This is a genomic window from Colwellia sp. Bg11-12 (genome assembly GCF_014076955.1).
Classification (GTDB): Bacteria; Pseudomonadota; Gammaproteobacteria; order Enterobacterales; family Alteromonadaceae; genus Colwellia_A.
Map to the genome: position 1 here is coordinate 125,401 of NZ_JACGUZ010000049.1, position 12,852 is coordinate 138,252.

A 12,852-nucleotide genomic window follows, 5' to 3' on the forward strand; every position below is an offset into this window, starting at 1 on the left:
TAATTTCCCTTAGTGGGATATTAATTTGTAAGTAAAAGGGTATAACAAACTAGGTCTTGTTGTTTCCTTTGGTTGAATAGTTAATTCAATCATAAAAGCAAGATGAAAATCTTGTTTGATGCTTTTCTAAAGTAGCCGCATGTTGTTTATTCAATGTTTGTTTACTTAATAGTTTTAGTGTCCCTATCGTCTAGAGGCCTAGGACACCGCCCTTTCACGGCGGTAACAGGGGTTCGAATCCCCTTAGGGATGCCACTTATTTATAATCTCCCTTAATGGGATATTAATGAGTAAGTAAAAGGGTATAACAAACTAGGTCTTGTTGTTTCCTTTGGTTGAATAGTTAATTCAATCATAAAAGCAAGATGAAAATCTTGTTTGATGCTTTTCTAAAGTAGCTGACATTGTTATTTAATGTTTTTTACTTAATAGTTTTAGTGTCCCTATCGTCTAGAGGCCTAGGACACCGCCCTTTCACGGCGGTAACAGGGGTTCGAATCCCCTTAGGGATGCCACTTATTTTTTATCTGATATTTTTACTCAATAATCAGTGATATAAGTAATAGAGAAACCGACTTATTGTCGGTTTTTTTATGCCTAAAATTTGATAACAAGCAAGCAAAACTTATGGTGTTTAACGGGAGTTTATTGTTGTAGCGACTGGCTCTTATATAAGAAAAATCACGACTGATGTTAAGTTACTTGAGTTGTTTGTTAGATTATTGCCATTGAAATAAGTTATTAGCGACTTAATCATGCATTAGCGAGCTTAAAATAACTAAATTGACTCAGTGCATAGTAGAACCCTGGCTTTGCTTTCTGAGTCGTTTGAGCTTCTGCGTCCATGCAGTCGTATACACCTTTAATTTTTTAATATTATCCGTTTACCCATAAGCTTTCCAAAAGCAGTACCTAACGAAAGTCTACTGCTATGACTATTAATATTGAGCTATTGGAATATTTAACCATTAATTACTTCACTTGATATAACTCATTATCATCGCTAATAGAGGGCTTCATCATCGCTAAACTTTCCTCAGCAAAACCAACACCGGCTTCGGTATAGAAGTTAAACACTTTATCTACGCCATAGGTTTCAATTTCTTGTCGTTCATCGTCAAAGCGAGCGATAGCCGCTATTTTTCCTTGATAATTTGCGTGCCTTAGTTGAAGGGTTATATTTTTTATGTCTTGAATTTTTGGGAGAGCGAGTAAGATCAATTCCAATTTATCTATCTTTATGTTCTCCCAAAAATCAATGTTTTCAGCGTCACCACAAAAAGCTTGTATGTCGTTGTCATTTAACCAAGCTATTTTACCTTGATCTGCATCTAATCCCCATACTTGACCACTAGCCTGGTTATCTAAAGCTTTATACGCGCCCATACCGACACGGCCCATACCAATAACAACAATGGGGGCATCACAAGGTTGTATGAAATTATCTTCACTGAGTTTACTTTTTCTTTCGTATTTGCAAATAAGTGATTTATGTCGCGTAAAAATTTGATGAGCAAAATTGTAAGTGATATTAGTGATTATAAACGATAAAGATACCGCTAATGATAAAATAACCAGCCAATCATTACTTAACCAGTTATTCTTTGTTGATAGCGAAGCGATGATCAAACCAAATTCACTAAAGTTACTTAACGCTAGTGCGGTTAAATAAGAGGTTCTGCCACGTAATTTGAACTGTGTGAAAAGAAAAAAGAACAAACAAAACTTTATTGGGATAAGTAAGGTGAGTAGACTCGCCATAGCAAGCATTTCCAAAGTGGGTAATGCGGTAAAGCCAATAGATAAGAAAAAACCAATCAAAAAGAGGTCTTTAAAGCCCATCAATGATTTATTAATTTCGCTCGCTTTACTGTGCGAAGCTAAATACATACCAACGAGAAGCGCACCTAAATCGCCTTTAATACTCACTAATTCAAAAATTTCATAAGCACCAAAAGCTAAAAAGAAGCCAGTAAGCGGTATAAGTTCACCATGACCTACTTGGTCAATAATTTTATTTATGAGTGGTTTTATTAAAAAAGCACTCAACAGTAATAAAGCCCATAAGGTGGGAGATTTACCCGTAGCTACGACTAAGAAAATTACAGCAACAATATCTTGTATTACTAAAATTCCCACTGCTAATTTACCATGGCGAGTTCGCATTTCTCCATGGTCTTCCATCAGTTTAACCACACAAACTGTACTACTAAAACTTAAGGCAAAAATAATTAAGCCAATGGTGTAAAAAGATAAGTCTGTAAAATAACCAATGGCGGCAAGCGCGAATAACTTTAGTATGAGGGCGCCTAACAATACCCAAGTGACACTATGAGATAAACTCCCTAACCAAACTTCTTTTTTTAATAAATCTTTAACATTAAGTTTTAAGCCGATAGTAAATAACATTAATGTTATGCCTAGGTTTGCTAGGGTATTTATACTTTCGTCTGCTTGGAAGCCTAAAAAATTCAATAAAAACCCAGCAAATAAATAGCCAATTGAAGGGGGAAGAGAAAATGACTTTGCTGCCATACCACAACCAAAGGCAAATAAAATCCAAATAAAGTCCATTTTATTTTTCCATGATTTGTTGAAACTGCTTAGCGACAAACTCAGCAATAATAGGCTGAGCTTTAATACTTGGGTGAATGCCATCTTCTTGCATTAGGCTTGGGTCTGTTATTAAAGGCTCAACAAAAAAAGGTAATAAGTTACTGTTAGTTACAGCGGCAACATCCATAAAAACTTGTTCAAACATTTTGTTATAACGGGGCCCATAATTTGGGGTGATTTTTATTTGATAAAGGGTTATCGGAATATTTTTCTCTTGAGCGAGCTTTATCATTTGTAACAAATTATTTTTTATTTTCTTTGGCGAATACCCTCTAAGACCATCATTGCCACCAAGCTCTATCACTAAATGGTCAACCTTTTCTTTGGCTAATATCCCCGGTAACCTTGCTAAACCGCCTGTTGTAGTCTCACCACTAATGCTAGCGTTTGTGATCTTATAAGCGCTTTTTTGCGTAATGAGTTGTTCATTTAACAGGTGAACCCAGCCTTGGTTTTGTTTCATTCCATAGCTTGCACTAACACTATCACCTAGTAGTAAAATAGAATGCTTGGCTGAAAGGTTAGCCAATGCCGAAAAAGATGTTGAAGTTAAAGCTATTAAGCTTAAAAATAAAATATAAATGGGATGTTTATTCATGAAGTCAAATTCCGAAGCCATATTAAAAGTAAGTGCGTTAACTAAATCTGTGCAGTTAGAAGAGAAAACCCTTGAGCTACTCCAACCTGTTCATCTAACAGTGAATACAGGCGAAACTTTAGCGATAGTAGGTTCATCAGGTTCAGGTAAAACAACGTTGTTATCTATCTTAGCGGGCTTAGATTTACCTACATCAGGTGAAGTTTATCTTAAAAACCACCCATTACACCAGTTTAATGAAGAGCAACGTAGCCAAGTGCGCGCGGATCATGTTGGATTTATCTTTCAACAATTCTTATTAATTAGTAGTTTAACTGCACTTGAAAATGTCATGCTACCTGCAGAGCTTGCCAATTTACCTGATGCGAAAGAGCTTGGGCTTGAATTGCTGGCATCTGTCGGGTTAGGGGAACGAGCAGAGCACTACCCGTCACAATTATCAGGTGGTGAACAACAGAGAGTCGCTATCGCTCGTGCTTTTATTACTAAGCCAGATGTTCTATTTGCTGATGAACCCACGGGTAATTTAGATACTAAAACCGGTATTCACATTGCTGACCTATTATTTCAATTAAATGAAAAACACGGCACTACATTAGTGCTGGTTACCCACGATCGAAAATTAGCGCAGCGTTGTCAACGTCAAGTCGAAATGGACAGTGGTGTTTTACAAGAAGTTAATTTGAATAACATCACTGAAGATGAACGTTCAGCTGACACGAAAGCAGGCTAACTATGAGTGAACTAATCGTAAAACCATCAAAGAGTTGGGTTAAACAATCGTTACGCTTGTTACATCATGAATTTAGGCGTGGCGAATTAACCATTATATTTTTAGCCATTGTGCTCGCTGTAGGAACGGTGTTTTCATTAACGGGCTTTTCAGAACAAATTAAACAAGCCATTATTACCAACAGCGCTAATACCATAGCGGCTGATCGTGTGTTGGGCTCCAGTAGAGAAATTCCCACTGAATATTTAGATAAAAGTGACAGCCTATCACTCAATGTGGCGTCTAAGATATTACTCGACTCTATGGTGTTTTCAGGCGATAACATGTTGCTATCTGAACTTGATGTCATTTCTGAGAAGTATCCTTTGCGGGGGGAATTTCTTGTTAAAATGTCGTTAGATCAAGCCATACCAACGTCTGTTGGCGCGCCAAAGCAAGGTACGGCTTATGTCGAAGAAAGTATTCTCAGCCGATTAGACGTTAAAATTGGTGGCACGATAGAAGTGGGTGTTTTACCACTGACTATTGCGGGGGTTATTGTTGAGATCCCAGACCGGTCATACCGCATGTTTGTGGCGGGGCCTGCAATATTTTTTAATATTAAAGATATCGAAAAAACCCAGTTGATAAAGCCGGGTAGTCGCGTTTATTATCAATATCTGTTTGCAGGTGAACGAGATGATGTTGAAGCATTTGAAACCTGGGTAAAGCCGCAACTTAACGAAACTCAAAATTGGTACGATGCTAAATCAGCAAAGAATCGCTTATCAAAAGTTTTAGACAGTTCAGAGAAATTTTTATCGCTCGCTAGTATGTTAGGTATTGTACTCGCTGCAGTCGCCGTTGCAGTTGCAAGTAGACGATACGGACAACGCCATCAACCTATGGTTGCTGTATTTAAAGCGTTAGGCGCTTCAACGTCACATGTTAAAAAATTATATATGCTTAATTGGGGGATACTGAGCTTAGTTAGCATCATAGTCGGACTTATTGTTGGTTATGTGCTGATGATCGCGGGTGTTAGCGCTATTGATAGCTATCTGTCATTAGACGAGAGTCAGTTAACCTTTAAACCTTTTATAACCGCGATTATTACTGGGCTACTTTGCGCAGTTGCTTTTGCTATCCATCCGATCACAGAATTAATTTCGACGAAACCACTCGATGTTATCCGTGGCTTTAATCAAAGTGTTTTACCGCGTTTTGGTTGGCATCAAGTTATTCCACTAGTGGCACTTTTTGCGTTACTGATGTTGTTTAGCCAAGACCTAATAATGAGCTTGTCTTTGTTACTTGGAGGCATACTTGTTTCAGGTGTTTTGTTGCTCCTAGGGCGATTAATTATGGGAGCAGGGCGAAGTGCAGGCGCTAAAGCGGGTAAAGCTTGGCATTTAGCATTAGCCAACTTAAAGCGTCGAGCCAATGAAAACAGTGTGCAATTAGTCAGTTTTACTATCGCTATTCAATTATTACTGTTAATTACGGTCATGAAAAGTTCAATTATTGATGAATGGCAAGCACAGTTTCCTAAAAACACGCCTAATCACTACTTACTTAATATTGCGAACGAAGAAGTTGCTCCACTTAAAGCCTTTGCTGAAGAATTAAGTCTTGATAATCAAGGTTTTTATCCTATTTTTAGAGGGCGTTTGTCAGCTATTAATGGTGAGAAAACAGTGAGTGTTGACGATAAAGACAGGAAGGACTCATCAACAGTAAAAGAAAGTAAAGCTAAAGAAGGTGATGAAGAGAAGCCGAAAGGACGTAAAGGTGCTGGCCGAGAATTAAGCTTAACATGGCAAGCAGAGTTACCGATGACCAATGAAGTTGTGGAAGGGCAGTGGTGGCAAAAAGCTGATACCTCGCCACAAGTTTCTATGGAAAAAGGTATGGCAGAACGTTTAGACGTTAAGCTTGGTGATGAACTTACTTTTACGATAGGCACTAACGAATTCTCTGTGCCTGTTACCAGTATTCGTGATGTTAATTGGAAAAGTCGACAGTTAAATTTCATTATGATTTTTAACGAAGCCGCTGTTATCGATATCGACACCACCTATATTTCGGCGTGGATGATTGCAGAACCACAAAAAAATGAAGTTTATCGTTTTCTAAGTGAATACCCCACCATTTCAATTATGGACTTTGGTGCGATTATGAAACAGCTAACCAGCATGATCGAGCAAGTCTCTATCGCTATTGAGCTTATTTTAGTGTTAGTTATTTTAGCGGGAAGCTTAGTGTTAATCGCACAGGTACAAGCGAGTATGGAAGAGCGAGAACGAGAACTGGCAATTTTACGTACTTTAGGTGCAAAAGGTTCATTACTGCGTAATAGTATTTTGTTCGAGTTTGTTGCGCTTGGTGCTGTCGCCGGTTTAATGGCAAGTATCGCTATGGAAATAGCGGTGTTTTTCTTACAAACTCAAGTATTTGAAATGTCACCGAGCTTTCACTTCAGCTACTGGTTAATAGGTATAGGGGCAGGCGCTGGGTTTGTTGGTGTCATGGGAATGCTAAGTTGTTGGCGACTATTAAACCTGTCTAGTTTGACATTGATCCGCCGTACTATGTAAACATACTCGTTTTGTTTCGACCGAAACTTAAGTTTATTAACACTAGATTTAAGTTTCGGGTATAGTTGTCACCACAGTAACGTTTTTTAAAAGATAAAGTTAACACTATGGGATTAATAGAAAAATCAGGTGGCGCAGTAAAGATGCTGGTGGTAACAGCTGCACTTTTTGTTGTTTTTGCTGGTATAAAAACCGCCGCTAATATTTTAGTACCATTTTTACTCTCCGTTTTTATCGCTATTATTTGTAACCCGCTTATTGCGCGGGCAAGTCGCTATAAAATACCGAAAGTTGTCGCTGTACTTTTAGTGATCGCCTTGTTTGTTATTATTGCTTTGTCACTCGCTGGGCTAGTAGGTAAGTCGCTCACGGAACTTTCTTTAAAACTACCTGAATATCGCGAACAATTAAATGTGCAATTTGTTTGGGTAACCGCACAGTTAGCCGATAAAAATATTATTATATCCCCGGCATTACTCATGGAGTATTTTGACCCTGCAGCGGCAATGGGACTAGCAGCAGATATGCTGAGTGGGTTAGGTAGCGTGATGGCTAATTTATTTCTTATCATCATTACCGTTATTTTTATGCTTTTTGAAGCATCATCTATTCCTAAAAAATTACATTTTGCTTTAGCTGATCCCGAAATGCGTTTAAAACAAATTGACCGTTTTCTTACCTCCGTAAATAACTATTTAGCGATAAAAACCTTAGTCAGTATTGCAACGGGCATTATTGTCTCGCTGATGCTATGGGCCTTTGGTTTAGACTTTTTCTTACTTTGGGGAGTACTCGCTTTTCTGCTTAATTACATTCCTAATATTGGTTCTATTATCGCAGCAGTTCCTGCGATGTCGCTTGCAGTATTGCAATTGAGCTTACCTGAAGCGGGTCTTATAGGTCTTGGGTATGTCGTCATTAATATGGTAATGGGGAATATCGTCGAACCACGTTACTTAGGAAAAGGGCTAGGTTTGTCAACTTTGGTTATCTTTCTTTCACTCATTTTTTGGGGATGGTTGCTCGGATCAGTAGGTATGTTACTTTCAGTACCATTAACGATGATTATTAAAATTGGCTTAGAAAACGCAGAAGAAGGTCGTTGGTTTGCTATTTTATTGTCAGGTGACGATGATATTAACGAACTTGAACATATTGATGTTAAGAGCTAAGCCTAAATTTATAGTATATTTACTTTTTTAGGCCCAGTTTACATTGACCGTTAGATAAAAATTGCACCGCTTCTTTACGTTTTTTACCGATGAGAAGTGGTCCGTCATCCATGAACAGAAAGTTTTTCCAACAACGTTGAAAAACAGCCCACGTTGTTTCAATAACATTATTTCTAGCACTACAAAAGTAAACAACAGTGTTGTTGTCCCATGCTAAATGGGCAATCACTTCTTCTGGTAATTTTGCCTGTTCGCTGTCCCAAATACTTTCCCACGCCAATGCTTTTTGCCATGTAGTTTCTTCAAAAGGCCAATCACCTTTTTTAAAGAAATCAGGATGGTCGACTTGGCGGCTAATAAAGGTATCCCAAACAATTTGTGCCCGAGCCTGTGCCATTGGTTTTATTTTTGCTTTATCTTTATCATTTATTGGTAAGCTCTTATGTCTAAAGATCCAAGCATTTTTAAGGTCATCTAAAGGAATATAATTCATGAAGTCACTAGGGTTATTTGAGAGAGTACGGAGTCATTTGTAGATGATACACCATTAAGGTTGTGTTTTTGACTTGATAACGCGTTATTTTTTTCTATGGCTTTTAAAAGGTCATTTTAAAAATATAAAGTTTGATAAATAATTAAAATTTTGCGTTCATCATTCTCACTGTTCATGTAATATTAATGTTAATGAGCAATAAATAGTTTTTAAATATTATTTCGCTTAATACCCTATTGAAATTTAAGCCAATAAACGTTGGCCCTGATTTAAAGAAAATACAAAGAGAAGAGTAACAAAATGGAATTGAGATTTGTTTCAGAAATAACCATTAATGGTTTATCTATTAGAACAAACAATGCCGCTGAAATGGACCCCAACAACGGAAAAATAGGTAGGCTTTGGCAGACTTTTGATAAAGCGGTTCCTGTTGATTATAAGAACGGAGAAAGAGTCTATGGTGTCTATTTCGATTATCAATCTGATCATACCGGAGAATTTACGGTACTTGCTGGGTTTGACGGTAGGTTATTTCCGTCAAATCTACAATTAGAATCGATTACGATTCCACAGGCGAAGTATCTTGTTTTTACGCATAAAGGAGAAATGCCTCAAATAGCGATTGATGCTTGGACTGAGGTTTGGCATTACTTTTCTAACGAACAAGCTGAATATAAAAGAAAATACTCAACAGACTTTGAGTTTTATCCTAATGGTGAGCAAATAGAAGTACATATAGCGGTTAGGTAGCTTTATCTAGCCTGTTTACAGTCAGTAATTTACCCTAAAAAAGGAAACTTGAATGGAGTCAATAATATTGAACAATCGAAAAAGGTTATTTATATTCCTACTTGCTTTAGTGGCAGTTAATACTAATGCGATGTCAAAATTAGATATAGGGGATATTCCCCCTAATTACCTCGGTGAAAATAGAGAAGGTGTAAAAGTTAATTTAGCCGACAATAAAGGTAAAATTGTTATTATCTCATTTTGGGCATCGTGGTGTGCCCCTTGTTTGAAAGAACTGCCTATTTTAGAAGAAATTCAAACAACATTAGGTAAAGATAAAATACAAGTGGTTGCCGTTAATTTCAAAGAAAGCAGGAAACAATATCGAAGTATCAAAAAGCAATTATCCGCACTAGCATTAACGTTAACACATGATAAACGTGGTAATTTGGGGAGTAAATTTGGTGTTGAAGGAATACCTCATTTATTCATCGTTGGAAAGAACGGTGAACTCATCTATCAAAGTGTCGGTTATGGCGACTCTTCTAGAGAAAAAATAGTTAATATTTTGAATAAAGAGCTTTCAAATAAGTCGTGATCCATTTATTAAATGGGCTGTGACCTAAATATTATCAGGTGATTAACTAACACTTATGTCATGCCAATCTTAAATATTGTTTATTGGCATAGGTGAGGTGTTTTCTGTAAAACAGATTTAATTAGCGTCTACAATTAAGAGGCTGAAATCATTGTAAATACGGACGTTAATATCAGTAATATAAAGCAATAAATAATTATCCTTAATTGAAATCATCATATATATTTAAAATGTATCTTAATCAGCAAGGGTGTATAAGTGAGTAAAAGCCAACAACAATTAGAATTTATACGTTTATTATCATTAGATTCAGAAATTGATTTTACGAAAACAATGCATTTTTCTTTTGCGATGAAAAAGCTATCTGTTCTTTTAGATACCCCGTTTTTTACTTTTACTTTGGCTTATAACGACATTCAAAACAAAAAGTCGCAATACAATACTTACTGTCTTACTACAGCCGATAATCAGCCAATTGAACAGCGTATTAGCGTTAATATTGAACAAAGAGAACAGCCTGATACTATTCGCTTGTTAAGCCATCAATTAAAAGAAATAAAGCAAAGTAAAAGCCAAGTAATGCTTAGCTTTTTAAATAATACCGACTTTAGCGACACGCAAAATAATAATTGTTATGTTTTACCTTTTTTTCTCGGTGATGAGATTATAGGTGTGATTAGTTATGAGTCTGATACATCTAATGGCTTGAATTCACAATCGAGTTCGCTTTATCAATTTATTCATTATGTTTTTTCTGTTGCTTATACACACAGACAAAAAAGTATGCAGATAAACACCTTTCAAACCGTTTTAAATTTAATGCCTCAACGGGTTTTTTGGAAAAATAGAGAGTCTGTGTATTTAGGCAGTAACAAAGCTTTTGCAAACGATGCTCATCTTAATTCACCCAGAGATATTATTGGTGTGACTGATTTTGATATATTTCCTGAACAAGCACAACTTTACCGTTCAGACGACGCGAATACCATGACATCAAGAGAGCACTTAATTAGTTCAGAAGAACCTCAAACCCATGCTAATGGAAAAACGATATGGTTACGCACCTCTAAACGTCCAATTATTAATGAGTTTAATGAAGTGATTGGCATCGTGGGTACTTACGACGATATTTCTGAATTGAAAAATACCCAAGCCGAATTAAGTAAAGCTAGAGATGAATTAGAAGAAAAAATAGAAGAGCGCACTAAAGAGCTAAGCCAAACAAACAAAAAATTAGCGGTAGCATTTGAGTCATTAAAGTCGACACAAGACCAGCTGGTTGAATCTGAGAAAATGGCCGCGTTGGGTAACTTAGTTGCCGGTATTGCTCACGAAATTAATACGCCTATTGGTATTGCTGTAACAGGCGCTAGTAATTTAGAGCATAGTGCGGTGCTTATTAAAAAAGCCGTTGAAAGTGGTAAGATCAATAGAACATCATTTATTAATCAATGTAATAGTTTGATTAGCAGTAGCGATATAATCTTGCGCAATTTAGAGCGAGCATCAGAGCTGGTCAGAAACTTTAAGATGATTGCCGTTGACCAATCAAATGATGAAAAACGTACGATTAATTTCTTTAAATACCTGAATGACATTATTTCTACATTGTCTCCTCGAGTAAATGAACAAAATATTAAAATGTTTTTATCAGGAGACGAAGATTTAATACTGTTAACTTCGCCAGGCACCATTGCACAAATTGCCACTATATTGATTGATAATGCCTTAACCCATGCCTTTAAAGGTATTATTAATGGTCAAATAAAAATTAGTTTTAAAGTACAAAACGAGATGCTGATGCTCACCGTTCAAGATAACGGTTGTGGTATTGAAGTAGGAGAGATAGAGAAGGTTTTTGAACCTTTTTACACCATTAAACGACAAGATGGTACAGGCCTTGGCCTAAGTATTCTCTATAACCTAGTCACGCAAAGTTTGAACGGTAAAGTGACTTGTTTTAGTGCCGTTGATGAATATACACAGTTTATTATTGCATTGCCCATGACGATTAATGATAAAAAGGTTATTTAGTTGATATTTTTACGTATTCCTACGTCACGTATTTACCGTATGGTTAGCCCAGCATTATGAATTATCCTTAATATAAGTTTCATTCAATAACTGTTATATATGTTAGAATTTAAATAATCTTATTATTTATTATTATTAGGCGTATATCATGTCAGAACACACAATTATCGACATTTGTGTTAAACCTATAGAACTTTGTAAATTACTCAAAATTGCCAAGACGGTTGTTGGTGGCGAAGCTAAAACCATGATCAGTGAAGGTAATGTTTTAGTCAATAATGAAGTTACCATTCAAAAGCGTAAAAAAATTAGCCCCGGCGATATTATCGAATGTAACGGCAAAATTATTGAAGTTGCTTATAACCCGACCAAAAAATCAGCAGAGTTTATCAGTACTGTAGTTTCAGCGAGTAAAAGTTCAAAAAAGAAAAAAAGAGCTAAAAGTAAAGCACGGGTTATTTCATCAGAAACGGTTACTGAGCCATCGAAAAGAAAATCTACTTCACGTTAGTTTTCGTTAATACTTTACGGTAATCTAAAATAAAGGGTGATATTTAATGGTAAACAGTTCAATTCACCGTGAATTTCAAACGTAGTATGAAAAATCTCATCTCATAAAAGCCCCGTAAAACTATTCTTGATATAGTCTTACGGGTTTTAATTAGGTATTGTTAAACCCTAATAAAGCCTCCACCAGTTGCAATCTTATAAAGCTTATCTTTAACTTAGCTAACTTCTGTATTGGTTAGTGGTTTTGTTAATTTTGCCATTTTGGAGTACCGCTTGATTGTATTTTCAACAGGTACTACTTACCGTACTACTAAAAAAGTGGATTTCAAAGAATCGCATAAAATAGCTTTAGACATAAAAAAACCCGTAAACCTTTGGTTATGGGCTTTACGGGTTTTCTTAGAGGGTTATTAAACCCTAATATGGTGCTAATGTTCCCTTGGTGCGCAAACCGGAAGTAATGTTTTGAAATTGTGAGTGTTTGTCGATGCCAACTGAGCACCCGTTAGTTGACCTAAGACATTCGACCGCAGAATTGAAAGTTATTAGGAAAGCTGACGTTCCCCCCAAATTGATTTTGATAGACATTTCATGATCAAAAAAGCCCCTGCATATAAATATGAGGAGCTTTTTAAGGAGTATTTAAAACTGAATGATTTTAAGCTCTGGGTTGACAACCCTGAACAAGCAGCGCAACACTGGCCGCTGATTTTATACTTTCATAGTATGAGCTGGCATCCGTTCCTGTGCTTTTATTAATCACTAATCCTGACATCGCCGCAATTTGTTCAAG

At 36.5% G+C, this 12,852-nt stretch carries 10 protein-coding genes and 2 tRNA genes; 9 read left to right on the plus strand and 3 right to left on the minus strand.

The features are described 5' to 3' along the window. The first annotated feature begins 179 nt into the window (after nucleotides 1-179). Together H4J39_RS01825 and H4J39_RS01830 are read left to right on the plus strand one after the other, a co-directional pair. Nucleotides 180-255, plus strand: a tRNA-Glu gene (locus tag H4J39_RS01825). A 184-nt stretch (nucleotides 256-439) separates the two neighbouring features. Beyond that, nucleotides 440-515: transfer RNA gene (locus H4J39_RS01830), tRNA-Glu, on the plus strand. 457 nt (nucleotides 516-972) lie between these two features. Here H4J39_RS01830 and H4J39_RS01835 read toward each other — a convergent pair. Next, a complete protein-coding gene (locus H4J39_RS01835; protein WP_182225718.1) occupies nucleotides 973-2,574 on the minus strand; it encodes a cation:proton antiporter family protein in 1,602 nt (533 codons plus the stop codon). A 1-nt stretch (nucleotide 2,575) separates the two neighbouring features. Beyond that, nucleotides 2,576-3,214: an arylesterase gene (locus H4J39_RS01840; protein WP_182225719.1), complete on the minus strand. Its 639-nt coding sequence runs from the start codon at nucleotides 3,212-3,214 to the stop codon at nucleotides 2,576-2,578. On the opposite strand from H4J39_RS01840, the gene H4J39_RS01845 reads away from it, so the two are divergent. From H4J39_RS01845 to H4J39_RS01855, 3 genes are all read left to right on the plus strand, one after another. After that, nucleotides 3,213-3,947 carry an ABC transporter ATP-binding protein gene (locus H4J39_RS01845; RefSeq protein WP_182225720.1) on the plus strand — a complete coding sequence of 245 codons (735 nt, stop codon included), beginning with the start codon at nucleotides 3,213-3,215 and terminating at the stop codon, nucleotides 3,945-3,947. The two genes, H4J39_RS01840 and H4J39_RS01845, sit on opposite strands and share 2 nt — an antisense overlap. Nucleotides 3,948-3,949: 2 nt before the next feature. Next, nucleotides 3,950-6,523 carry an ABC transporter permease gene (locus tag H4J39_RS01850; protein ID WP_182225721.1) on the plus strand — a complete coding sequence of 858 codons (2,574 nt, stop codon included), beginning with the start codon at nucleotides 3,950-3,952 and terminating at the stop codon, nucleotides 6,521-6,523. A gap of 107 nt (nucleotides 6,524-6,630) precedes the next feature. Further along, entirely contained in the window at nucleotides 6,631-7,695 is a 1,065-nt protein-coding gene (locus tag H4J39_RS01855) for an AI-2E family transporter (protein WP_182225722.1), read from the plus strand. Nucleotides 7,696-7,714: 19 nt separating this feature from the next. Here H4J39_RS01855 and H4J39_RS01860 read toward each other — a convergent pair whose 3' ends face one another. Then, a complete protein-coding gene (locus tag H4J39_RS01860; protein WP_182225723.1) occupies nucleotides 7,715-8,188 on the minus strand; it encodes a DUF2947 domain-containing protein in 474 nt (157 codons plus the stop codon). 300 nt (nucleotides 8,189-8,488) lie between these two features. Here H4J39_RS01860 and H4J39_RS01865 point away from each other — a divergent pair, with 300 nt between their 5' ends. The 4 genes from H4J39_RS01865 (at nucleotide 8,489) to H4J39_RS01880 (ending at nucleotide 12,060) form a co-directional block, all read left to right on the plus strand. Beyond that, nucleotides 8,489-8,938, plus strand: coding sequence for a GyrI-like domain-containing protein (locus H4J39_RS01865; protein ID WP_182225724.1), 450 nt, complete (start codon nucleotides 8,489-8,491; stop codon nucleotides 8,936-8,938). A gap of 52 nt (nucleotides 8,939-8,990) precedes the next feature. Continuing rightward, the gene (locus tag H4J39_RS01870; protein WP_182225725.1) at nucleotides 8,991-9,515 is read left to right on the plus strand and encodes a TlpA disulfide reductase family protein; all 525 of its coding nucleotides are present in this window, start codon (nucleotides 8,991-8,993) and stop codon (nucleotides 9,513-9,515) included. 258 nt (nucleotides 9,516-9,773) lie between these two features. Next, on the plus strand, nucleotides 9,774-11,549 hold the full coding sequence (locus H4J39_RS01875) for a sensor histidine kinase (protein WP_182225726.1): 1,776 nt from the start codon (nucleotides 9,774-9,776) through the stop codon (nucleotides 11,547-11,549). Between the two features lie 148 nt (nucleotides 11,550-11,697). Next, nucleotides 11,698-12,060 (plus strand): RNA-binding S4 domain-containing protein, encoded by a 363-nt coding sequence (locus tag H4J39_RS01880; protein WP_182225727.1) that lies wholly within the window; start codon nucleotides 11,698-11,700, stop codon nucleotides 12,058-12,060. Nucleotides 12,061-12,852: the final 792 nt, after the last annotated feature.